The sequence below is a fragment of the Massilia frigida genome (assembly GCF_011682175.1).
GTDB classification, from domain to species: Bacteria; Pseudomonadota; Gammaproteobacteria; order Burkholderiales; family Burkholderiaceae_D; genus Telluria_A; species Telluria_A frigida.
This window is the reverse complement of sequence record NZ_WHJG01000036.1, coordinates 52145-75931: the sequence shown is the minus strand read 5'-3', so window position 1 is coordinate 75931 and position 23787 is coordinate 52145. Positions and strand designations below refer to the sequence as shown.

The window sequence follows — 23787 nt, the reverse complement described above, 5'->3', positions numbered from 1 at the left end:
AGCGTATTTTCTCGGCCTTGCTGGCCGGCGATGCGGCACTCCTGCCGGCGGATATATTCAGTACGCACAGCGAAGTGGCCCGCGCCGCCGTCGCCCGCATCGGCGCGCGCAGCGACGTCTGGGCGCGCGTGGCACAGCGCTTCCCGCTCGATGTACTTGACCGGATGACGGCCTTGCTGGCACCGCAGCGCGAGTTACCGGTTCATGACCGGAACCGCTGGCTCGCCACCTTCATGCATCTGACGAGTGGTGAGGACACGGAACAGCGTATGTTCTCGGCCTTGCTGGCCGGCGACGCGGCGCTCCTGCCGGCGGATATATTCAGTACGCACAGCGAAGTGGCCCGCGAAGCCATCACCCGCATCGGCGCGCGCCCCGATGTCTGGAAACGCGTGGCGCAACGCTTCCCGCTCGATATACTGGGAGCGATGACGGCCTTGCTGGCACCGCAAAGCGAGCCGCCGGCCAATGATCGGGAGCACTGGCTCGCCAGCTTCATGCAGCTGGCAGGCGTACCGTTCGATGCGCACCAACGCCTGCCAAAACCGGCTATCCCCATCCTGCGCGACAGGATCGACATCGCCGCCGACCCGGAACAGCGCATTCTGGCAGCGCTGCTCTCCGCCGACGCGGACGGCTTCGAGGCGTGCCTGCTTGCCGTGCAGGCCGACGAGGCGCGCCAGGCAATCGCCCGCATCGGCGCCCGCTTCGATGTATGGCAGCTTGTCGCCCAGCGTTTCCCGCTCGCGCTGCTCGGGCGGATCACCGCCCTGCTGGCGCCACGGGCGGCATCCATCCTGCGCGACCTGCACGCGGGTGCGAACGCCGCAACGATTCCCGAGCGCCGCCGCTGGCTCGCCAGCATCATGCACCTGACGGCCACGCCATTCGACGCCGCACGCTATACCGCCGCCATGAACGCCATGGCCATCGACACCAGCACCGAGCCGGTACAGCGCATCCTGTCGGCGTTACTTGCCGCCGACGCGGCAGCGCTGCCGCCCGATGCCCTTGTTGTACACGCGGACGCCGCGCGCCAGGCCATCGCCCGCATCGGCGCCCGTGCGGACATATGGCAGCCAGTCGCGCGGCGCTTCCCGCTAGCGCTGCTCGATGACCTGACGGCATTGATGGCCCCGGCCGCTCCAGCCATCCTGCGGCAGCCGCAGATCGCCGGCGGCGCCGCGATACTGCCCGCGCGCGAGCGCTGGCTGGCCAGCATGATGCATCTGGCGGCCACGCCGTTCGACCCGGTCCGCTATGCGGCAGCGGTGGGCGCACCCGTGCCGTCGCACGCGCCGCCCGATGTCACCGTGCAGCCGCTCCAGCGCATCCTGGCGGCTCTCGGCGATGCCGATGCGGCAGCCCTGGCGCCGGACCTGCTCTCGGCGCACAGCGATGCGGCGCGCCAGGCAATCGCGCGCACTGGCGCCCGCTTCGACGTGTGGCAGCGCGTCGCCTGGCGTTTCCCGCTCGCGCTGCTGGACGAATTGACGACGCTGGTGGCGCCGCAGGCACCCGCCATCCTGCGCAACATCGCAGCCGCGTCGGCGGCGCAGGCACGCGACCTCTGGCTCGCCAGCATCATGCACCTGGCCGTGACGCCCTTCGACGCGCAGCGCTACGAAGCGGCGTTGCGTGCCCCCAGCGCGTCAATCATCGACCTGTGGCAACAACTGGCCACCCGCATGGCCGCCGTGGACAACCATCTGCAACGCGACATGCAGATGCAGGCCATCGCCGCGCATGCAGCGCACAGCGCGAGTCCGCCAGACTTCCTGCGCGCCGCCCATGCCGCGCTCGGACATGCGCAGCGCATCGATCTGGGCGCCGTCGACGCGCGCGCCCGCACCGCGTTCCTGCTGCGCGCGCTCGTTGACGGCGACCCGACCGGACTCACACCGGCCGTCTTTGCGGGTCTCGGCGACCATGCGCGCAAGGCGGTCATGGAGATCGGCGCGCGTGCCACCGTGTGGGAGCCGGTCGCGCAGCACTTCCCGGCACAGGTACTCGATGCGCTCAGCGCCCTGCTGGAGCCGCACGCCGCCACTGCGGCATCGCCCGACCGTGCGCGCTGGCTGGCCGCCATCATGCAACTGACGGCAGCCCCGGCCGCCGCCGCGCAGCCGGCCACCCACACCACGCGAGGCGATCCGATTGCCCAGTCATGGCAGGCCATCAAGGCGCACATGACCAGCCCTGACAGCGTGCTGCAACACGCCATCAGCGCGTACGCGCAGCGCAGCGCCGATACCGCCAGCTTCCTGCGCGCCGTCAACGCCGCCCTGGAGCGCGGCGAGGCCATCGACCTCGAAGCCATCGCCGAACACGTCGACAGCCAGCCTGCCGCAACCACCGTGCCACCTTCCCCGGAGAACCCCATGCCTGCCGCACCGACCACCCGGGCGCCGCCAGATCCCGACGTGCTGCGGCGGATCGCCGCCCACCTCGACGGCGCCGGCGAGCACGGAAAAAACCTGCTCGATGCGGCCCAGGCCCATGCCGGCCGCAGCGCCGCGCCGCAGGCCTACCTGCATCAGGTGCTCGACGACCTTGCCAACGAACGTGCGGTCGACCTCGACGATCTCGACGCGCGTTTCGCCGCACCACCAGCACCCGCGCCGAAGCGGGCCGCCGTCTCCTGCGCACATGCCCTGGCCACCCATCCGCCGGCGCAGCGCGCGGCGCTGGCGCCCCTGCTCCACGGCGCCGGCGACGACAGCACTCAGTTTTCGGCGGGCCTGCTGGAGAGCGTGGTGACGGTGCTGGCCGGAGCCGACCTGGAAGCCGTCCTGCGCTGTGCGCGCGAGGTTGGCGGCGCGCTGGCGCGGGATCTGCCGGCGCCCGCTGCCGCCCGCATTGGGCTGCGCACCAGGCAATTTGCCTTTGGCTGGTTCTTCGAGCAGCGCCTGCGCTTCGAACCGGCCGCGTACGCGCGCGCGCTGGCGTCCCACCTGGCCGAACCGGCCGACACCGCCGCGCCAACGCAACGGCATGCGCCGGCCCTGGCGCCCGCCACGGCCAGCGCGCTGGACGACGAATGCGACGCCCTGTTCCTGTCGAACGCCGGCCAGGTATTGGCCGGCCCTTACCTTCCGCGCCTGTTTGCGATGGTAGGCTTGACCGAGGGCGCGCGCTTCAAGAGCACCGAAGCGGCCGAGCGCGCGGTGCACCTGGTGCAGTTCATCGTCAGCGGCCAGACCGACTGCCCGGAATACCTGCTTGGCCTGAACAAGGTCTTGTGCGGCTTGACGCTGAGCGCCCCGATCATGCGCGAGATCGTGCCGACCGACGAGGAGCGCGACGCGGTCGACACGATGCTGCGGGCGATGATCGCGCACTGGAAAACCATCGGCAACACCTCGCCCGACGGCTTGCGGCAGTCGTTCCTGCAGCGGCGCGGCAGCATGCACCTGAAAGACGACGCCTGGCGCCTGAAAGTGGAAGCCGGCTCGTTCGACATGCTGCTCGACGCGCTGCCGTGGTCGTTCTCGGTTATCCGGCATCCATGGATGGAAAGGGCTGTGCATGTCGAATGGCGCTGAAAAAGAGGCCATGATGGCCAACGCGCGCAGCCTGGCGCGCGAGATCGACTGGTTCGCGCAAGTGCTGACGGCGCGCTTCGAGACGTATTTCGTCGCCCAGGACGCCGACGCGGGCGTGATACCGGTGTTCCCGGCGCCGCCCGACCTGGCCGGCGATCCCTCGCTGTTCGCCGAGACCGTGCGCAACAGCCCCGGCGAGGAAATGAGCGCCGACGAGCGCATCGTCCTGATCCTGGCACTTCTTCCGCACATCCGCCCGCAGGCGCTGGACCTGCTGCTGACGCATAACAAGCTGATCGAACGTACCTTCACCGAGTTCGGCGGCGTGCGCGGCGCGGCGCACAGCGGCCTGCTGCCGACCGGCGAAACCGCCGTCTTCATCCTCGCTGGCGATGACCTGCAACGCCGCTTCGAGGTGGGGCGCCTGTTCGAGCCATCGCATTTTTTTGCGAAGCTGGGCATCTTGCGCATGCAGCAGGCGGCCAGCGGCGAACCGGCGCTGCGCGCGACGCTGGCGGTGGAAACCGATTATCTGCACCGGCTCACCGTCGGCCAGCAGCATAAGCCGGACTTCGGCGCCGGCTTTCCGGCCAAGCTGATTACCACGCCGCTGGCGTGGACCGACCTGGTGCTGGCCCCCGAAGTCATGGATGAAATCGAGCAGATCCGCGCCTGGCTGCGCGGCGGCCCCGCCCTGCTGCGCCGCTGGGACCTGGACACGAAGGTCAAGGCGGGCTTTCGCGCCCTGTTCTACGGTCCTCCCGGCACCGGCAAGACCCTCACCGCGACCCTGCTCGGGCAGTCGGTCGGGGTGGACGTGTACCGCATCGACCTGTCGATGATCGTCTCCAAATATATCGGCGAGACCGAAAAGAACCTGGCCAATGTGTTCGACCAGGCGCAGAACAAGAACTGGATTTTGTTTTTCGACGAGGCCGACGCCCTGTTCGGCAAGCGCACTGAAGGCAGCAGCTCGAACGACCGGCATGCGAACCAGGAAATCTCGTACCTGCTGCAACGGGTGGAAGACTTCCCCGGCGTCGTCATCCTGGCCACCAACCTGCGCTCCAACCTGGACGAAGCGTTCGCGCGGCGCTTCCAGTCGGCGATCTATTTCCCGCTGCCGGATGCGCTGCAACGCGAACAATTGTGGGACAAGCTGTTTCAGGACCGCGATTTGCTCGCTGCCGACGTCGACCTGCACCGCCTGGCCGACAAACACGTCCTCTCGGGCGGTGCGCTCACGAACGTGGCGCGCTACGCCGCGATTCGAGCGGCGCGGCGCCAGGAAAAGCAGCCGGCGGCCACCGTGCGCATCGAACTGGACGACCTGGAACGCGCGATCAAGAAGGAATTCATCAAAGAAGGACGCACCCTTTAGGGATCTATGAACCTACATTCACGCTGGTCTTTCCTTCCCTGTGCGGCGCTGGGCGTCCTGTTGGCGCTGGCCGAACCGGCGGTGCGGGCCGCCACCGCGCCGGTGCCGCCTGTGGCGGCGGCACCGGCACCGCCCAAGCCTGGCGCGGCGTCCAGGCCGATGCCGCCGGAAGCGGTTACCGTGCCCGTACCAAGGCCGGAAACGGCTGTCGTGGCCGAGCCGGCGGCGGTTGCACCGGTCACGCCGGCGCCATCCAAGGCTGCTGCGGCCACGCCGGCGCCAAGCAAGCCGATTGCGGCAGTCACGCCGGCGCCAACGAAGCCGATTGCGGCAGCCACGCCAGCGCCAAACAAAGCGACTGCGGCGCCGCGCCTGCTGTCGGTCGAGGTGCTGCAACGTTACGACGCCAAAAAACGCAAGCGCATCCAGGATGCGCTCAAGCTGATCTTCCAGGGCGACGCGTCGTACGCGAAGGCCCACGCCACGGCCGGCCAGCCCCTGTCGGACAACGTCGTGGGACCGATCACGCTCTCCTTCATCACGCGCTTCTGGCTCTACTACAACATCGAACCGGCGCCGAACGTGTCGGAGGAGTCGGTCGCCGCCCTGCTGCATTTCGCCGACCGGCTGGCGGCGCACAAGGAATGGCGCCCCGATGTGCTCAGCGTCGAATTCGGACAGTGGATCGACAAGCAGACCGACCGCGCCACGCTGTATCCGATCCGGCTCCGGCTCGACGAGGTCAAGCTGCCGCCGGTGCTGGTGCGCTACCACGCGGTGGTCACGCCGCAAGTTGTCAACGCGGGCGACAGGGTTGGCCAGGCGTACTGGTACGGCTTGACAGAGGACGACCTGAAGACCATCACCAGCAAGCGCGAATTTTCGGCCGCCACGGTCAAGGCGCTCAAGGCGCTGGTGGAACCGGACACCGTCATCGCGCACGCCGACTTCGAGGAGGAGGTGCAAGCGGTGCTGGCCGATACAGGCGAGAAGACGGGGCCGCTGCTGCCGCTGCTGAAAGAGCATGCGGTGACGACCGATCACGGCATCGGCGTGACCGACGAAACCCTGGCCGCGATTGCCGACCGGCCCGTACTGCCCGCGCCGCTGGCAACCCTGCTGCAAAAGATGGTCGGCATGCAGTACCCGCACCAGCAACTGTTTGCGCGCGCGCTGCAAGACCGGCTGAGCGTGGGCATCGGCAGTTGCCAGCAGGTCACGCCGCCCACGCGCCGGGCGCCGCCCCCATCCGGGCGCATGAGCGACGACGACATGAAGGCACTGATCGCCGCCGTCAGTTCCGGCCGCGATGCCGACCCCGGTCTTGGCAAGCGCCTGCAATCCCTGCGCGACGCCAAGCTGTGTGCGCCAGCGGCCCCCGACATGGCCAGCGACGGGGCGATCGCCAGCGATAGCCCGGGATCCACGGAAGCCAGCACGGTGGGCGAGCTGTACAAGCGCTATAGCTACCTGTTCGACCAGGTGGGGCGCAAGACGCCAGCGTACAACCCGTCCGCACCGATCACCCTGGCGGCGGGCTTGTGCGGTTGCAGCGACGACCAGAAAACCCAGGTGTTCCGCTTCCTGCCGTTCTGGCAGGGCGGCGCCGCCCAGCGGGTCGATTTCAGCCTGGTGTCGCGCGTGAATTACTATGGGGTCACGTTCGAGGATAACGGCGAACTGATCATGGCAAACGGCGGCGGCAGGGTCAGCGAACTGTTCAGTGGCAAGGACGACCGGCAGCTCGATTTCGTCACCACCGCGCGCCGGCACCGGGTCAGTGTCGACTGGGTGATCCAGCGCAGCGCCTGGGGGCCATGGGCGGCGCTGGGCGCCAAGGAGCGCGAATTCCGGTTCAACCAGCTATCCGACAACATCGTGCGCCTGCTCCGCGGGCGCATGACCGACTTCCCGTCCAGGGCGCGGCCATGGCTGTCGTTCGGCATGGCGCCGGTGCCGGTTCGAGGCGATGGCGTGACCTTGTATTTCGATGGCTATCCGCGCGACCCCGCTTCAGTGGTCCAGTTCGATGCCTTCCTTGCCAGGCTGCGTCACATGCTGGACGAGTACGATTTTTCCCTGAACATCATGATGCGGCGCGCCGAACTGAACACGGGAATCTACCAATACGACAGGCTGGCCGGCATGGTGCGTCCGAAGGAAACGCCGGCGCCAGCGTCGCTGACCGCCAAGGCCCTGCAGCTGTTTCAGCGCGAACAGGTGCGCAGGCTGCCCTACTTCCTGGTCCTGTTCGATGAGCCGAGCGGGCATAACAAGCTACTCCTGCGACGCGAGATCGAGAGCAGCAATACCGGCGTGGATCAGCTCCATCTCTTGAACCGGATGGTGCCGGTCATTAATTTTGACGGCGACGGCTGGCAACAGCTGGAAGACGACCTGGTCTATTTCAACCAGAATTTCGGCGGAGTCGGTTTCTGGCCGGGCCGGCCATTGTCCGCCACGGCGCCACCCAAGCCGGCGGTGGCCGGCGTCAAGCACTGCAACGAATCGCAATCGGTGGACGACTGCATCCAGGACTTTTTTCGCGATCCGCCGGGCCAGGCCAGCAGCACCGACAGCACGCTCAAAAAGATCGTCTGCGAATACCGCTGGCTGCTGCGCTTCGCGCTCGATCTGATGGTCCTGATCCTGGTGGCGCTGGCGATCACGTACGCACGCTCGTGCCAGGCGCGCACGGTGTTGCGCAAACACTATCTGGTGCCGCTGGCCGTGGCGCTGCTGGCCGTCCTGGTGCTGGTCGCCTTGCTGCTGTTCGATCCCTACCTGGCGCCATTGACGGACGGCTACCTGATTCCCGCCGTGCTGGTGCTGTGCCTGATCGGCATGTATTTCTATTTCCGCGCCAAATTCAAGGAGCGCAACGAGCGGCCGTAAGGGAGGCACGCGGGCCGGTACTGCCGCTGCCTTACCGGGCGGTCAGGCGCTTCTGGCTGTCCTTTCTCCGCGTGGCGTTCAGTTCGTCCAGTAAGCAAGGCCGTGCGGCGGCGCGCTGGCGTCACCGCACGCGTGCGGCTTGCTTTGCAGTCGCGATACCGCGGTGCCAATCAAACACAGCTCATCCGGGCGGCGACGCCAAGGCATTGCGTGGACCACACGGCCGGTGCGCTGCGTTACCGACACTTCCGTGCACGCCTATCTGGTATTAAGTTCATTCAATTTGGTATGCATATTCCCGCATATTGGTGTTATATTGGTATAGCGATATTGCATATAAAGCATCATAATCGCTGCGCGGATTGATTCCGCCCATGCCGCACGAGCAAGGAACTTCGCGCGGCACATGGATCGACCTGGTTTATCTCCGGCACGCACGTGCCCCGACAATTTGATATGGAGCCTCAATTGAACAGAACAATCATCAACAGCCTGATCGTCAGCGTACTGGGCGGGTCGCTGGCCGCGTGCGGCGGCAGCAACGGTGGCACTACCTCCACCGGCACCCAGTCATCCCAAAGCAAGATGATGGCGGCAACGAGCGTCTGTTATGCGGCCTGGAACAGCGCCACCGCCTACGAAGGCGGAAAATCGGCCAGTTACGGGGGCATCAACTACACGGCCGCCTACTGGACGCAGGGCGACAATCCATCGACCAACAGCGGGGTTGGAGGAAGCGGCAAGCCATGGACGGTGAGCGGGTCGTGCAGCACCACGCCGACACCAACGCCGACACCAACGCCCACTCCACCGCCGTCGCCAACCCCGACTCCAACGCCAGCGGGCTGCGCGTTGTGGGCCGAAGGAATCACCTATACCGCAGGCCAGGTCGTCAGCTACCTCGGCGTGTCCTACAAGGCGCTCGTGACTCACACCGCGTACGTCGGCACCAACTGGAATCCGAAAGACTCAGCGACGCTGTGGACGGCTGGCGGTTCTTGTACGACGCCGACGCCGACTCCAACGCCGACTCCAACGCCAACGCCAACGCCGACTCCAACACCTACTCCAACACCTACTCCAACGCCGACGCCAACCCCGACCGGCCTGGCTAAACACGCGCTGGTCGGCTACTGGCACAACTTCGCTAACCCGAGCGGCAACACCTACCCGATCAGCCAGGTCAGCAATGACTGGGACGTGATCGTGGTCTCGTTCGCCGATAACGCCGGGGGCGGCAACGTGAGCTTCACGGTCGACCCGAGCGCCGGCAGCGAAGCGCAGTTCATCGCCGACATCAAGGCGAAAAAGGCGCAGGGCAAGAAGGTCATACTATCGCTGGGCGGACAAAACGGATCGGTGTCGGTCGGCTCGAGCGCCGAGGCGACCAATTTCACCAATTCGCTGCACGCGATCATCGTCAAATATGGCTTCGACGGCATCGACCTCGACCTGGAAAACGGCGTCTCGCAAGGCGCGGCGATCCAGACTTACCTGCCGCTCGCGGTCAAGAACCTCAAGGCCAGGGTGGGCGCGGGCTTCTACCTGTCGATGGCGCCGGAATGGGTGTACGTGGAAGGTGGCTTTACCAGCTACGGTTCGATCTGGGGCGCCTATATCCCGATCATCAACGCGCTGCGCAACGAACTGACGATCCTGCATCCGCAGTATTACAACAACGGCGACATCTACACGCCATACGCGAGCGGCCCGCTCAAGGCCGGCTCCACCGATCAACTGGTGGGCACCGCGAAAATGCTGATCGAAGGCTTTACGTACGGCGGCAATACCTTTGCCGGCTTGCGTCCGGACCAGGTGGGCTTTGGCGTGCCGTCGGGCAGAAGTTCGGCCGGTTCGGGCTTTACCACGACGACCGATGTCAACAACGCGCTCAACTGCCTGACCCGCCTGCTCAACTGCGGCACCATCAAGCCGGTCAAGGCCTACCCCGAGTTCCGCGGCGTGATGACGTGGTCGATCAACTGGGACAAGCACGACGGATATAACTTCTCGGTGCCGGTCAAGGCGACCCTGAAAACGCTGCCGTAAGCGGCAGGAAGGGCCGCCCAGGGAAGGGCCGCCCTTTCATCGACATCAGTTCAGCGCCGGCGGCTGCTGCACCACGATGTCCCGTTCCTCGATCAGCTTGCGCCTGAGCTCGGCCTTGAGCTGCTCGTAGCCCGCCGATTCGGCCGGGCGCGTTTGCTGGATTTCGATCACATGCCAGCCGCCGGCAACACCACGCACCGGCACGGGCACCACGCCGGGCACGCCGTGCGCCTCGATGACCTCTGCAATGGATTTATCCATCTGGGCCAGGCGCATCCAGCCGAGCTCACCTTCAAGCTTGGTCTTGTTCGGCTTCTTCGCGCGGGTGCGGGCGATCTCGGCAAAGCTGGCCCCACCCTTGATTTCACCGATCGCCTGTGTCGCTGCGGTTTCGGACGCGAAGCGGATCTGGGCCAGCTTGTACTCCTTCTTGCCGAGCAGCGGGTCGCTCAGGCGCCTGTACGCCGCGCGCAACTTCTCGTCGGACACGCCGGCACTGTCGAATGCCAGCGGCACCAGTATGGCGCCCTCCACCGCCGTCCCCGCCAGGGTGGCCGGATTGAAACGGCAGTTCTCGACGATGTCGATGGCCTGCTTGTCCACCAGCGGCTCGCCGCTCGACAGTTCAATCTTGGGCGTTACCGGCGCGCCATCGGTCCATACCAGCACGCGCACGGTCACATTCGGCAGCGGGCCGTCCAGCTCGGGGAAGCGGATCAGTTTATTCCTGCGCGTACAGTGCTCGACAGCCAGCCGGGCCGGGAGGTAATCCGCCTGCACCGGCAGCTTCCACGGCACCGTGATCACCCACGGCGTGCCATCGTCGCTGGCGCGCGCCGGTTTGCAGGTAGCCGCCAGCGCCACCGATGCGCGGTCGAGCACGGCGTAGCCGCTCTCGCCGATCACGCCGATCACCCGCGCCGCCTTGCCCGCGCCGAGCTGGACCCGGGTCGCCCCTTCCATCCGGTAGCGCAGCGCTTCGGCCGGATAGGTCTGGGCCGCGCAGGCGGACAAAGGCAGTTCGGCGCTCGATGCGGCCGATGCCAGGACAGTCAGCGCCACCAGCGCGCCTAGCCTCAGCATTGCGGCGCTCCCCAAGGGGCCCGCGCGCGGGAGCCTGGGAGCTGGCGTGAACGCCGGTCAAGCCCATGTTCTGATATTGGGTGGCGCAGCTGCTTAAAAAGCAGACCCAGCGCAACACCGCTTTGGATTCGGTACATAGCAAACCTGTCAGTGAAAGTAGAAGTGGAAATTTCCGGAGTGAAATTTATCCGAAACCGCCGCGAGGCTCAAGATATTTATGAAAATGACACCATTTGTGTGCGAAACAACCACACGGTGCGGACGCTTAGCCGAGGGCGCGCACCAGCATCGCCACGGCCACCAGCGCCGACACCAGCGCAAAGCCCTGTTGCAGGCGCGCTGCGGGCAGGCGCGCCGCGAGCAGCCGGCCGCCGCCCATGCCCGCCAGCGCACCCAGCGCGAACGGCAAGGCGATGGCCCATTGCAGGTGCCCGCTGGCGGCGCTGGCGGCCACGCCCGACATCGACACCAGGGCAATGACCGCCAGCGAGGTGGCCAGCACCGATTGCGTGCCCAGATCGGTGAAGCGCTGCAGCGCCGGCACCATGACGAAACCGCCGCCCACGCCCAGCAGGCCGGACAGTCCCCCCGCCACCAGGCCGGAACAGCACAGGGCCCGCGCGCAGGGCGCCGTCCAGTTGATCTTGCCGCGCGCGAGGTCGAGCCGGCATGGGGGCGGCGTGGCGCGTGGCGGCGGCGCGCCCTCCGCGCAGCGCGCACGCTGCCAGGCGCGCACGGCGACATACATCAGCACCACGGCAAAGATGGCCGTCAGCGGCCGGTTCGGCATGCGCTGCGCCAGCCACAAGCCCAGCGGCGAGCACACCACCCCGGCCGCCGCCACCAGCAGCGCCGCCTTGTAGCGCACGGTGCCGCTGCGCAGGCCCATGACGGCGCCCAGGCTGGCCGCCAGGGCCACCGCCAGCAAACCGATCGGCCCGGCGTCGGCCACGGTGAGGCCGACGCCGAACACCAGCAGCGGCACGGCCAGGATGCCGCCGCCGGCACCGGTCAGCGCCAGCACGATGCCGACCGCACAGCCAAGCAGCGCGACGATAGTCATCGGGACTTGCTCACGCGTCGGCCAGGGCCGGCTTGGCCAGCCACTCGCGGCCCTTGAGCATGCCGCGCCAGTACAGCGGCGGCAGGATGCGTTCCTTGAGCAGCCACGCCAGCCGCGACGGCCGGGTGCCGTCGATCAGCCACGATGGAAAACTGGGGGCGAGCTTGCCGCCATAACTGAACTCGGCCAGCACGATCTTGCCCCGCTCCACCGTCAGCGGACAGGCGCCGTAGCCGTCGTAGCGCGCCACGCCGGCGCGCTGACCCAGCGCCGCCAGCACGTTGTGCGCCACCACCGGGGCCTGCTTGCGCGCCGCCGCCGCCGTCTTGGCGTTGGTCGTGTTGATGGCGTCGCCCAGCGCGTGGATATTGGCCCACTGCCGGTGGCGCAGGGTGGCCGGATCGACATCGATCCAGCCGGCCGCGTCGGCCAGCGGGCTGACGCGCACGAAGTCCGGCGCCACCTGGGGCGGCACCACGTGCAGCAGGTCGAATGCGCGCGTGATGGTTTCCTTCTCGCCGCCGGCGTTCAGGCGGGTAAACGTGGCGCGCCGGGCCGGGCCGTCGACAGCGCTCAGGGTGTGGCCCAGATGCAGGCCGATGCCATAGGCGTTCACGTATTCCATCAGCGCCGGCACGTACTCGGGCACGCCGAACAGGGCCGGCGCGGCGCTGCAAAAATCGACCTGTACCTGGTCCAGCAAGCCGCCGCGCTTCCAGTGGTCGGCCGCCAGGTACATGGCTTTTTGCGGCGCGCCGGCGCATTTGATCGGCGCCGGCGGCTGGGTAAAGATGGCCTGGCCGGCGCGCAGGCTGCGCACCAGTTGCCAGGTGTACGGCGCCAGGTGGTACAGGTAGTTCGAGGTCACGCCATTGCTGCCGAGCGTGTCGGACAGGCCGGCGATGGCGTGCCAGTCGAGCTTGAGGCCCGGGCACACCACCAGCTGGCCGTAGCGCACCACGCGGCAGCCGTCGAGGATGACGGCGTTGCGCTCCGGCTCGAAAGCCGCCACGGCCGCCTTGATCCACTGCACCCCGCGCGGGATGACCGACGCCATGGTGTGGGCCGTGCGCGCGGCATCGAAGACACCGCCGCCGACCAGGGTCCAGCCGGGCTGGTAGTAATGCACATCGGCCGGGTCGACGATGGCGATGTCGAGGCCTGGCGCACGCGCCAGCAGGCTGGCGGCCGTCGCAATGCCGGCCGCGCCGCCGCCGATGATGAGCACCGCATGCTCGGCCTCGGCCACATCGAGCGGCGTGCGGCCGTGGTTGGCGATGCGCCGCACCACGCCCTGCATGTTAAAGCCGGCCTTGCGGGCGGCGTCGACGATCTGCGGCAGCGGCATCCGGTCGGCCTGCGACAGCGCCCACATCGTGGTCGAGCGCATGCCGCTGCGGCAGTAGGCCAGCACCGGCTTGGGCAGCCGGTCGAGCAAGGCACCGAAAGCGGCGCCCTGCTCGTCCGTCACCTTGCCCGACTCGGCCGGCAGATAGTGGGCCGCCATCCCCGCAGCGTGCGCGGCGCGCTCGATCTCGGCAAACAGGGGCTGGTCGCCGGCCTCGCCATCGGGACGGTTGCAAATGATGCTGCAAAAGCCGGCCTGGCGCAGGGTTTCGAGCTGCTCGGGCAGGATCTGGGCCGATACCGCCAGTGCGGGCGTAAGCGCGTGAATGTGCATGGTGCCTGCTGCGCTTACAGCGCGTTGAGAGGAATCTTGAGGTAGCGCTGGCCGTTCGCCTCGGGTTCGGGGAAGTGCCCGGCGCGCATATTGATCTGGACCGACGGCAGGATCAGGGCCGGCATGGCCAGGGTGGCGTCGCGCCGGGTGCGCATGGCCACGAAGGCGTCTTCGCTGATGCCGCTGCCGACGTGGACGTTGTGGGCGCGCTCCTCGGCCACCGTGCTGACGAAGCGCACCTCGCGCCCGCCTGGCTGGTAGTCGTGGCACATGTAGAGCAAGGTGTCGTCGGGCAGGGCAAGCACCTTGCCGATCGACCGGTACAGCGTGGCCGCGTCGCCGCCGGGGAAATCGCAGCGCGCGGTGCCGTAATCGGGCATGAACAGGGTGTCGCCGACGAACGCGGCCAGCTGCGCGCCGCTGCCGACGACATAGCTCAGGCAGGCCGGCGTGTGGCCGGGCGTGTGCAGCGCACGGCACGCGAGGGCGCCGATGCGGAAGGTTTCGCCGTCGGCAAACAGGTGATCGAACTGGCTGCCGTCGCGCGCCATGCCGGCGCCGGTATTGAGCAAGGTGCCGAAGACTTCCTGCACGGCGGCGATGTGGCGGCCGATGCCGGTCTTGCCGCCGAGACGCTGTTGCAGGTAGGGCGCGGCGGTCAGGTGGTCGGCGTGGACGTGGGTTTCCAGGATCCACTCGACCGTGGCCTCCAGCTCGGCCACGCGCGCGATCAGCTTGTCGGCCGAGGTAGTGGCCGTGCGGCCGGATTTCTGGTCGAAGTCGAGCACGCTGTCGATCAGGGCGCAGCGGCGCGTGGCGGGGTCGAGCACGAGATAGCTGACGGTGCTGGTGCTGGCGTCGAAGAAACCCTCGACCTGGAATGGTGCTGTACTCATGCTGTGGCAATCTCCTCTGGTTCAAGGCTAGACGCAGCAAAATGCATGCCAGGGATGCATGGCATGGAAAGCATGATCCATATCATTGATTTGTTGAGGGATTCATACTAGCCGGCGGGTGGCGGCCGACTGCCATCACACTGCCATCTGGCAGTGTCACTTGACAGTCATGGCAGTGCTGGGCCACCATGCGCATCTGACCAGGAGCCACGCGATGCCGATCGACCCAACTATCCCGGCGCCGCCCGCGCCGCTGTCCACACAGGTGCAGTCGCTGGTGTCTTTCCTCGATCACGAGGCGCAGCCGATGATCGTGCTCGATCCGGACTACAACATCCTCGCTGCCAATGATGCTTACCGGCGTCAGTTCGGCGGCACCGGCAAGCCGTTCATCGGCCAGAAGTGCTACCGCGTCTCGCATCACTACGAGCTGCCCTGCGACCAGGCGGGCGAGCATTGCCCGATGAAGAAGGCGCAGGAATTGCGCGGGCCGGACCGCGTGCTGCACATTCACCACACCCCGCGCGGGCCGGAACATGTGGATGTCGAACTGCGGCCGATTTTCGATGAACACGGGGCCATTACCGCCTACGTCGAGCGCCTGTCGACGGTGCGCAGCGCGTCGGCGCGGCCCAGCGACGATGGGCTGGTCGGCCGCGCGCCCGCCTTCAACCAGGCGCTGGCGGCGCTGCAAAGGGTGGCGCCATCGATGCTGCCGGTGCTGCTGCTGGGCGAATCGGGGACCGGCAAGGAATTGTTCGCGCGCGCCGTGCACGCCACCAGCGGGCGCGCCGGCGGCCCGCTGGTCGTGGTCGACTGCTCGGGCCTGAGCGAAACCCTGTTCGAGAGCGAACTGTTCGGCCATGAAAAAGGGGCGTTCACCGGTGCGGCGACGCGCAAGCCGGGGCTGGTGGAGACGGCCCAGGACGGCACCATTTTTCTTGATGAAATCGGCGACGTGCCGCTGGCGATGCAGGTCAAGCTGCTGCGCCTGATCGAGACGGGCACGTACCGGCGCGTGGGCGGGGTGGAAACGCTGCACGCCAACTTTCGCCTGATCGCGGCCACCCACAAGCCGCTCGACGCGATGGTGGCGCGCGGCGAGTTCCGGCAAGACCTGTATTACCGCATCAATGCGTTCCCGATCCGCCTGCCGCCCCTGCGCGAGCGCGCCGGCGACATTGCCCTGCTGGCCGATTCATTCCTGCGGCGGGCCGCTGGCGGCATGCGCGCGCTGAACATCGATCCGGATGCGCTGGCCGAGCTGCAGCGGCGCCCCTGGCCGGGCAATATCCGCGAGTTGCGCAATGTGCTCGATCGCGCCAGCCTGTTCGCCGACGATGGCGTGATCCGCGTCGCGCATCTGCCTGAGGCGCCGGCGCTGCCCGGCCCGACGCCGAAGACCGGCGGCAGCGCACTGGACGGCGCGCCAAGCCATGTTGCCGGGACCCGCAGCGAGCTGGCGGCGTCGCTGGGGATCAGCGAGCGCACCTTGTACCGGCGCCTCAAACAGCAGGGGAAGCGCTGATTCCTGGTGCAGCCTGACTATCCGCACCTCGCCCTGCGGATACGAGGAGCCCTCACAAGGTCCTTGAATAAACAAGCGTGCGGGACTGCGCATGGTCGAGAGTTGGCTTCGCGGCATCGAGAGGAATCACCTGCAACGTCGCGGCAAGGTAGACCTTCACGGTCCGATCGTCAAACTCGACAATGATGACCGGTTTTCCCACGAACGGTTTGGCGGCGTAGACGCGCTCCGGATGGTCATACGGGATATGGCGACCGGTAATCTCCTTGTTGAGGTCGACGGCGTGGCTCAGCTCGGAGCCATCGCGCGAGCGCCACTGCATGTCGATTGGCCCCACGAATGTGTCGTACGTACCGTACAGGAAGCCCGGAATGCGTGTGGCATCCGCAAGTGTTTTTTGAGGTGCCGCATCACCTTTGCCATTGAACAATTTGTGTGGGGCACCGCCATATGTCAGGCGTACGTTACTGACTCCGCCGAAACAAAGCACGCCCAGGTCGTGCGACGAGTATTTCAGCACGTCGCCTTTCGGCGCTACTGCACATCCTTGCAACATTAAAAAGCCGGCCAGTAAAGCTCCCAGCGCTCATTTGCCAAGTAAAACGGATAGGTTCAATTATTTGTCCATTTAAGTTGTTGAATGTGCGCCACTACCTGCGCAGGCATTCGATCATCGTGGTGCGTTCGAGAATTGAGAGATTCCCGGCACTACGCGACACGGCCTGCGCAGGCAGCCGCCACGGCCCGCATCCCGCGTCCTGGCCAGGCATGATACATTGGGACGATACGCTTGAAGCAAAGCCGGTCTTTACCATCCGTATGACACCATGGGAGTAAGGGATGATTATCGCGATAACCGCGTTTGCGCTGCCCACGCCGATCACTCATGGAGAGGCACGCGCCATCTTCCTGAGCACCGCGCCCACCTATCAAGACGTGCCCGGTTTGCTTCGGAAGCACTACGTGCTCTCCGAAGATGGCGCCACCGCGGGCGGCGTCTACGTCTGGAATGCGCGGGCGGATGCGGAAGCGATGTACACCGAAGCCTGGCGCGCATTCGTCCGGGAGAAATACGGCACCGAGCCTACGGTCACCTACTTCGACAGTCCGGTGCTGGTCGACAACGTGGCCCAGAAAGTCTTCACCTACTAAGGCGTGCCACGCCAGCGCTGGTCGCGTCAATTTGCACGAATATCGCCGCGATGCGGCGCCTGATCTGCCATTGTCCAGCGGCGAAGAAAGAAGCCTCATGAAAACCAGGTTGCCGACACAGGAAAGTCAGACTACGCGCACCGGCGTCGATGCGCAAGCCCATGCCGCTGGGCCGGGCACACTGCAACAAATGGCTGACGACAGCGCACGCGTACGACGACAACTGTCGCAAGCGGAGCTCATCACGGCGGGAGCCCGGCAGCGCGGCATGCCCCCTGCACAGCGCCGGCAATCCGGCGGGCAGGGCCGGACCGGCCTGCCGCCGCAGTTGAAGGCAGGCGTGGAATCCTTGTCTGGCCTGGCCATGGACCACGTGAACGTGCACTACAACTCGACGCTGCCGGCGCAGCTGCACGCGCACGCATATGCGCAAGGCAGTGAAATCCATCTCGGCCACGGGCAGGAAAAGCATCTGCCGCACGAGGCATGGCATGTGGTGCAACAAGCCCAGGGACGGGTCAACCCAACCATGCAGCTGCGCGACGCGGTCGCGGTCAATGACGATGCAGGCCTGGAACACGAGGCCGACATCATGGGCGCGAAGGCGATGCAGCAGCAGACGACAGCCGCTCAGGTGCCGGCGGCCAATGTGGCGGCAAGCCCAAGCGCTCCGCTGCAGTTGATGCGTTTCGCCCGATTCAGCGGCTGGTGGGGACTTAATCCCAGTTCTTATACCAGCGCTGAAAAAAAGCTCAACGCGCTGGAAGAAGCGGCGGTAGCCGCCGTCAACAAGGCGCTCGGCCAGATGCACAAGCAACACGGCCAGCAGCGGGGAAGCACGATCGTGCTCGACGACGCCTATCACCAGAGGGGCGTGCTTCTCACCGATGCGCTGTCCGGGGTGCGGGACAGTACCGTCGATGCCGATCATTATGCCGATGCCGAGGCCCGCTTGAACAAGGTCGTCACGGATGCCTACGACGTCCTGGTGGAGTTGCGTACGGGACATAACAAAAAGGCGGCGGACCAGGTGACGCGTCACGTCTTGAGCGACATCCCCAAAGAAAAACTGTGGAAAACTTACCTGGATCGAAAGTATCACAAAGAGGCCGTGGACAGCAATTCTGCGAATCCGGGCATGCTGTTCGATTCCCAACAGTCGCCGGGCTACCAGCAGAGCATGCTTGAAGCGCTGGCACCGATGCTGGCACCGTCCCGTCCCAGCGCTAGCGCCGAGGAAGAAAAAGAGCCCGAGTCGCCGCGCGAACAATTGAACTATGAAAGCTATACGGCCCTGCATGACGCCGTCATCAAATACACAGCCGACCCGGAAAAGATGAAGAAACTGGGCGGACGGGAAGAATTTTCGCAATTTGGCACACCGGAGATCCCGGATGGCCAAGGATTGGAGCGGCTCGAAAGGCTGGCTGCACTCCATGAAGCAAGGCAGGTAATGATCTCCGACACGCCACTGCTGGCGGAGGCGCTCCCGAGCACGGCCCGCGAAGACCAGCCCAAGGCCATCACCCTGCATAGCCAGGATGGCGGCGGGGGGCACATGGACACGAACTATTCACAAGCCGATGGCAAGCTGCTGGTCAACGCGATCCTCAAGCTGTACTACGAGGGACGATTCAATGTGCAGGAAAACGACGCCAAGTTAAAGCGTATCGTCACGACGATCCGCTCGCTACATATCGGGCATTTCTTTGGCGATGCAAACGGACGCCTGCACATGTTTGTCATGCTCAACAGATTTCTGGTCGAAGAGGGGTTCAGCCCCGCCATCCTGCCGCATGGCCCCGACGTGTTCGGCGGCCTTGCGACCGTCGATGCATTGGTGTCTGATGTGCTCGAAGGAATGCAGTTATTTCACAAGGAAACGCTGTAGTCGCCCGGACAGTCACAACCCCGAGCCCGTGGTGAGCGTCTCGGGCGCCGTTATCCGCCCCGCCAGCGCGTCGCGCACCTGCTGGGCCAGCTGCGCGCGCCGGTATGGCTTGCCCAGCAGCCGCACGCCCTCATCGACCCGGCCGCCGGTGGTGAGCGCGTCGCGCGTGTAGCCCGACGTGTACAGCACCGCCACGCCCGGCAGCGCCTGCTGCACGAGCGACACCAGCTCGATGCTCGACACCGGCCCCGGCATCACCACATCGGTAAACAACAGGTCGATCCAGGCGCCATTGCGGATCATGGCCAGCGCGCTGGCGCCGTCGTGCGCTTCCAGCACGCAGTAGCCCAGCTCGTTCAAGGTCGCCACCGCAGTCGCGCGCACTTCCGCGTCGTCCTCCACGACAAGAATCGTCTCGCCGCCACCGACCACGTCCTGCTCGGGCGCGGCAAGCTTGCCGGCCGCGCGTTCGGCCGAACGCGGCAGGTAGATCAGCACCGTGGTGCCCTTGCCCGCCTCGCTTTCAAGCGCGATATGGCCTCCGCTCTGCTTGACGAAACCGTACGCCATGCTCAGGCCCAGGCCGGTCCCCTGCCCCACCGGCTTGGTGGTGAAGAAGGGTTCGAAGGCGTGCGCGATCACCTCGCCGTCCATGCCCTGCCCGGTATCGGCAAAGCTGAAGCGGATATAGCCGCCCGGCGCCAGATCGATCAGCGCGCCTGCCTCGCCGGCATCGATGCGGTCGTTGCGCAGGCCGATGGTCAGCACGCCGCCGCCGGGCATGGCGTCGCGCGCGTTGATCGCCAGGTTGATGACCACGTTTTCCCACTGGCCGGGATCGACCAGGGTATTCCACAGGCCGTCATCGGCTTCGATGCGGATGCGCACCGACGCGCCCAGCGCGCGCTGGAGCAGGTCGTCCATGGTCCGCAGGATTTGCAGCGGGTTGAGCACCACCGGTTGCAGCGGCTGGCGCCGCGCAAAGGCGAGCAGCTGCGAAGCCAGCTTGGCGCCGCGGTCGACCGCCGACTGCATGCTGTGCAAGCGCTTCTGCAGGCGCGCATCGTCGCGCTTGCTCAGCTGGAGCAGTTGCACATTGCCGCCGATGACATGCAGCACGTTGTTGAAGTCGTGCGCCACGCCGCCGGTCAGCTTGCCGACCGCTTCGAGCTTTTGCGCATGTTGCAGCGCCTGGCGCGCGTCTTCCAGCGCCCGGCTGCGTTCGACTTCGAGCTGCTCGGCATGTTTGCGCCCGGAGACGTCGCGCATGAACGCGCTCACGACGAAGCCGGACGCCTGCGGAAAGCCGGCGATGGCCAGTTCCACCGGCACGCGCCGCCCGTCACGGTGCAGCGCGTTGACCTCGAACACGTTGCGGATCACGGTGCCGGTACCGCTGGCGACCATGCGCGCGATGCCGGCGTTGTGGGCGGGGCGCAGTTCGGGCGGAATGATCAGCTCGGCCAGATCGTGCCCGATGGCGGCCGCCGCCGGCCAGCCGAACATGGCTTCGGCCTTGGCGTTCCAGTCGGTGATGCGCCCGTCCGCGCTGACCGCGACAAAGGCATCGTGCGAATGGTCGAGGATGACGCTGACCCGGTGCTGCTCGGCCGCCAGGCGCGCATTCGCTTCGAGCAGGGTGCGCTCGTCGGCCTTGGCGCGGGTGATGTCGGTATGGGTGCCGATGGTGCGCAAGGGGTGGCCATCGGCATCGCGCGTGACCGCCATGGCGCGCGCGCGGATCCAGCGCCAGGTGCCGTTCTTGCAGCGCAGCCGGAACTGGCACTCGTACGCTTGATCGGTGCTCTCGACGTAGGCATTGAGGGTGGCGAGCACGCGCGCGCGGTCCTCGTCGTGGATCAGGGCCTCGAAGGCGGGGTTGGTCGGTTCTATTTCGTCGGCGCCGTAGCCCAGCATTTCCTTCCAGCGGCGCGAGTGGACAATATCGCCAGTGCCCCCGTTCCAGTCCCAGACGCCATCGCCGGCGCCTTCGAGCGCGTATTTCCAGCGAAATTCGCTTGCGCTGAGTTGCTGCGTCATGTCGGCGGCCAGCGCCATGATCAGGCGCACCTTGCCCGAGGCAGCCGCGCGGCCGCTATCGCGCGCGCGTTCCATGGCCTGGCGCCGCGCTGGATCGCTCAGCATGTCGAAGCCGAGCGCGCGCAGGTTCAGGCCGGTGAACGGTTCGATGTGGGTGATGGCCGAGAACACCGGCCGCTCGCCCAGGGGATGGACGGTGTAGCCAGGACTCTCGCGCCGCCGTTCGGCGGTGTGGGCGTCGAGCCGTGCGGGCGCGACCAGTTCGACCAGGGCGATACCCTGGATGCCGGGATAGGTTTCGTCGAGCTTGAGCGAGGCGATATAGGCGCGGAAATCCTCGCGTCCGACCTGCATCGAGCCGAGCAGGAAGGCCTGGGTGCCGCGCTGGACCTGTTCGTAGGTGGCCATGCGCTGCCCGATGCGCCGTTCCATCTGGCGCGCCTCGAAGGCGAATTCGGCCTCCTGACTGGCCAGCAGTTGCGCGCGCGAAGTGCCAGGCGAAAGCGGTGGCGATCATGGCGAGCAGGAAAATCGACAGCGCCAGGATGAAGGGAGCGTACTTACCGCGCAGGCGGGTGGCAGGTGGTCCGCCGCTGCGCTTGTCGTCAGGCTGGGCAACGCTGGTCGGCATGGGCACCTTCGCAAAGGTCAGCCTCTATTATTCACCAAACGCCGCACTCTCCAAGGCAAAGTGTTGCAGTACACACACTCTGCGGATACACCGCGCGCCCGGCTTGCAGTGGCGCGCCGCTCATGCTGGGCGGGTGCCCACCAGAATCGGCTGGTAGAAGGCGCCGTCGATCCGGCGCACCTGGGCAAAGCCGGCTTCGCGCATCAGGGCGCACATCTTGTCGGTGGAAATGGCATAGTAGCGCGAGCGCAGCGCGTGGGTCTGGACCGCCTGGGTCGCGAGGTTTTCTTCGATGAAGTAGAAGGTCAGGTCGTAATGCTCGCCCTCGAAATCCCAGACCTGGAACAGCACGTAACGCTTGCCGTCTTCGGTACGCGCGCCATACGGCTTGACCAGGTTGACGCCGCGCTCTTCGCGCTCGTAGTCGCGCATCGACATCAGGAAGCCACCGCCGGGCGCCAGGCAGGCGAACATCTGGCGCAGCGCGGTGAGCAGGTCGGCGTCGGTGAGCAGGTGGGGCAGCGAGTTGTCGCAGGACAGGACGATGTCGAAGCCGGAGCCGTGGTGCTCGTGGGCGCGGCGCATGTCGCAGACGGAGAAGTCGATGCTGGCGCCGGCCAGCTCGGCTTCGCGCCGGGCGCGCTCGATTTCCTTTTCGGACAGGTCGGAGGCGACTGTGGAAAAGCCGCGCTGGGCCAGGCCGATGGCTTGGGTGCCGATGCCGCAGGAAACGTCCAGCAGTGTGCGCTTGCCTGGCCATTCGGCGTCGATCAGTTTGCTGAGCTGCTCGCCTTGCAGCGCGACGCTGGCGTGCCAGTCCTGGTGGATCAGGTGATAGAACGGCGTCAGGCGGTCGTAAAAATCGGTCATGGGTTCCTCGTCCTTGGCTTGGCACACACGCGATGCCGGAGGGGAATAATATCATTTTGCCAAATTTTGCGTGGCGGCAGGCGCGTCCGTCTGTCCTTCGCTAGCTTGATGTCCGCAGCAAGGATGGTTCGCCATTGAGCGCAAACGGCACCGCCCTCGCCCACCGGTTGGCCGACAGCGAAAACGTCAGCGCGCGCACCTGGTGATACCACCCGGCCGGCACATACAGCATGTCGCCCGGATTGACGATGCACTCGATCATGGTCGCTTGGCGCGCCAGCGGGAACCTGTCGAAATCCGGTGCCTCCGGGTCGAACGGAGAGCCGAACAGGATGGCGTTGGCCGGATTCGCGTACAGGAATTCGTCATGGTGCGGCGGCGACAGGAAAATCCGCTTGGTGCCCCAGATCTGCGCGAAGATATTATCGTCATAATCGCAATGCAGCGGCGTCACCGTTCCCGCCGGCCCGAGCCAGAAACGCGGCGGACCCATTTTGCTGAAATACGCGGGCCAGAAACACATGCTGTTCAACTCGCGCAGCTCCAGGTTGCCCAGGTAAGGTGGCAAGCCCTCCGCCCCGGCATCGACCAGGTCCAGATACTCCAGCATGGACATATCCTGCATGGCGCGGTCGGGCGCGAATGCCGTATTGATATAGTCCCCCACCCGCGCGCGCACCGGCACGTGGCTGAAGCGTTCACGCAGCGTGTGCGGCGTGAGGCCGGACAGTGGCCAGCGCTTGACCACCCCGGTGATCACGAATGGCAAACCTTGCGCCGCACGCGCGCGAAAGGCCGCAGCGTCCAGTATGCCTACGCGCGCAAGCTCGGAAATCGCCGGCAGATCGCGTCCCACGCGCCGGATCGCGTCGCGCATCTCCTCAATCGACGTCACGCCGCGCACCAGCGCATCGCGTTCTTCGCGCGCCTGCTTTTTGGCGGCGGCATCCCCCGCCCACGCCGATTCCGTCGCCAGCAGCGTCGGCGGCAACCGTGGCGCCAGGCGCGCCTGCGGTGGTTCCAGTCCAGGGACCACCGGTTTCTTCTTACTTGACATAGACCTTTACCATCTTCCCGTTACT

The 23787-nt window shown here is 66.3% G+C and carries 15 protein-coding genes; 7 read left to right on the top strand and 8 right to left on the bottom strand.

The window, feature by feature from the left end:
• The 4 genes from F2P44_RS26480 to F2P44_RS35835 all read left to right on the top strand — a co-directional run.
• Nucleotides 1-3545: contractile injection system tape measure protein (locus tag F2P44_RS26480; protein WP_267877633.1), on the top strand; the 3545-nt coding region annotated here is incomplete at its 5' end.
• Nucleotides 3529-4926, top strand: coding sequence for an ATP-binding protein (locus tag F2P44_RS26475; protein ID WP_167091145.1), 1398 nt, complete (start codon nt 3529-3531; stop codon nt 4924-4926). The genes F2P44_RS26480 and F2P44_RS26475, both read left to right, overlap by 17 nt.
• A 6-nt stretch (nt 4927-4932) precedes the next feature.
• Nucleotides 4933-7821 carry an SPOR domain-containing protein gene (locus tag F2P44_RS26470; RefSeq protein WP_167091142.1) on the top strand — a complete coding sequence of 963 codons (2889 nt, stop codon included), beginning with the start codon at nt 4933-4935 and terminating at the stop codon, nt 7819-7821.
• 468 nt (nt 7822-8289) lie between these two features.
• On the top strand, nt 8290-9870 hold the full coding sequence (locus F2P44_RS35835; protein ID WP_229423768.1) for a chitinase: 1581 nt from the start codon (nt 8290-8292) through the stop codon (nt 9868-9870).
• 45 nt (nt 9871-9915) lie between these two features.
• Here the strand turns inward: F2P44_RS35835 and F2P44_RS26460 are convergent, their stop codons facing one another.
• The 4 genes from F2P44_RS26460 to F2P44_RS26445 all read right to left on the bottom strand — a co-directional run bounded on the left by F2P44_RS26460 (nt 9916) and on the right by F2P44_RS26445 (nt 14593).
• Nucleotides 9916-10953, bottom strand: a complete 1038-nt coding sequence (locus tag F2P44_RS26460) for an energy transducer TonB (RefSeq protein ID WP_167091139.1) — start codon at nt 10951-10953, stop codon at nt 9916-9918.
• 265 nt (nt 10954-11218) lie between these two features.
• Nucleotides 11219-12016, bottom strand: a complete 798-nt coding sequence (locus F2P44_RS26455) for a sulfite exporter TauE/SafE family protein (RefSeq protein ID WP_167091136.1) — start codon at nt 12014-12016, stop codon at nt 11219-11221.
• A 10-nt stretch (nt 12017-12026) separates the two neighbouring features.
• Entirely contained in the window at nt 12027-13697 is a 1671-nt protein-coding gene (locus tag F2P44_RS26450) for a bifunctional protein tyrosine phosphatase family protein/NAD(P)/FAD-dependent oxidoreductase (protein ID WP_167091133.1), read from the bottom strand.
• A gap of 14 nt (nt 13698-13711) precedes the next feature.
• Entirely contained in the window at nt 13712-14593 is an 882-nt protein-coding gene (locus F2P44_RS26445; RefSeq protein WP_167091130.1) for an MBL fold metallo-hydrolase, read from the bottom strand.
• A 214-nt stretch (nt 14594-14807) separates the two neighbouring features.
• Here F2P44_RS26445 and F2P44_RS26440 point away from each other — a divergent pair, with 214 nt between their 5' ends.
• Nucleotides 14808-16121 (top strand): sigma-54 interaction domain-containing protein, encoded by a 1314-nt coding sequence (locus tag F2P44_RS26440; protein ID WP_167091157.1) that lies wholly within the window; start codon nt 14808-14810, stop codon nt 16119-16121.
• A gap of 52 nt (nt 16122-16173) precedes the next feature.
• Here F2P44_RS26440 and F2P44_RS26435 read toward each other — a convergent pair whose 3' ends face one another.
• Entirely contained in the window at nt 16174-16641 is a 468-nt protein-coding gene (locus F2P44_RS26435) for a hypothetical protein (protein ID WP_167091128.1), read from the bottom strand.
• Nucleotides 16642-16961: 320 nt separating this feature from the next.
• Here F2P44_RS26435 and F2P44_RS26430 point away from each other — a divergent pair, with 320 nt between their 5' ends.
• Nucleotides 16962-17273, top strand: coding sequence for a YdhR family protein (locus F2P44_RS26430; protein WP_167091125.1), 312 nt, complete (start codon nt 16962-16964; stop codon nt 17271-17273).
• Between the two features lie 97 nt (nt 17274-17370).
• The gene (locus F2P44_RS26425; RefSeq protein ID WP_229423767.1) at nt 17371-19164 is read left to right on the top strand and encodes an eCIS core domain-containing protein; all 1794 of its coding nucleotides are present in this window, start codon (nt 17371-17373) and stop codon (nt 19162-19164) included.
• A 12-nt stretch (nt 19165-19176) separates the two neighbouring features.
• Here F2P44_RS26425 and F2P44_RS26420 read toward each other — a convergent pair whose 3' ends face one another.
• The 3 genes from F2P44_RS26420 to F2P44_RS26410 form a co-directional block, all read right to left on the bottom strand.
• Complete coding sequence (locus F2P44_RS26420) at nt 19177-21636, bottom strand: CHASE domain-containing protein (protein WP_167091122.1); 2460 nt, start codon at nt 21634-21636, stop codon at nt 19177-19179.
• Nucleotides 21637-21955: 319 nt separating this feature from the next.
• Nucleotides 21956-22705 carry a class I SAM-dependent methyltransferase gene (locus F2P44_RS26415; protein ID WP_167091119.1) on the bottom strand — a complete coding sequence of 250 codons (750 nt, stop codon included), beginning with the start codon at nt 22703-22705 and terminating at the stop codon, nt 21956-21958.
• A 100-nt stretch (nt 22706-22805) separates the two neighbouring features.
• A complete protein-coding gene (locus F2P44_RS26410; RefSeq protein ID WP_167091116.1) occupies nt 22806-23762 on the bottom strand; it encodes a cupin-like domain-containing protein in 957 nt (318 codons plus the stop codon).
• Nucleotides 23763-23787: the final 25 nt, after the last annotated feature.

Coding starts and splice junctions, on each gene's coding strand:
- F2P44_RS26475 (WP_167091145.1), top strand. CDS start 3,529: ATGTCGAATGGCGCTGAAAAAGAGGCCATGATGGCCAACGCGCGCAGC.
- F2P44_RS26470 (WP_167091142.1), top strand. CDS start 4,933: ATGAACCTACATTCACGCTGGTCTTTCCTTCCCTGTGCGGCGCTGGGC.
- F2P44_RS26460 (WP_167091139.1), bottom strand. CDS start 10,953: ATGCTGAGGCTAGGCGCGCTGGTGGCGCTGACTGTCCTGGCATCGGCC.
- F2P44_RS26455 (WP_167091136.1), bottom strand. CDS start 12,016: ATGACTATCGTCGCGCTGCTTGGCTGTGCGGTCGGCATCGTGCTGGCG.
- F2P44_RS26450 (WP_167091133.1), bottom strand. CDS start 13,697: ATGCACATTCACGCGCTTACGCCCGCACTGGCGGTATCGGCCCAGATC.
- F2P44_RS26445 (WP_167091130.1), bottom strand. CDS start 14,593: ATGAGTACAGCACCATTCCAGGTCGAGGGTTTCTTCGACGCCAGCACC.
- F2P44_RS26440 (WP_167091157.1), top strand. CDS start 14,808: ATGCCGATCGACCCAACTATCCCGGCGCCGCCCGCGCCGCTGTCCACA.
- F2P44_RS26430 (WP_167091125.1), top strand. CDS start 16,962: ATGATTATCGCGATAACCGCGTTTGCGCTGCCCACGCCGATCACTCAT.
- F2P44_RS26425 (WP_229423767.1), top strand. CDS start 17,371: ATGAAAACCAGGTTGCCGACACAGGAAAGTCAGACTACGCGCACCGGC.
- F2P44_RS26420 (WP_167091122.1), bottom strand. CDS start 21,636: ATGGAACGGCGCATCGGGCAGCGCATGGCCACCTACGAACAGGTCCAG.
- F2P44_RS26415 (WP_167091119.1), bottom strand. CDS start 22,705: ATGACCGATTTTTACGACCGCCTGACGCCGTTCTATCACCTGATCCAC.
- F2P44_RS26410 (WP_167091116.1), bottom strand. CDS start 23,762: ATGTCAAGTAAGAAGAAACCGGTGGTCCCTGGACTGGAACCACCGCAG.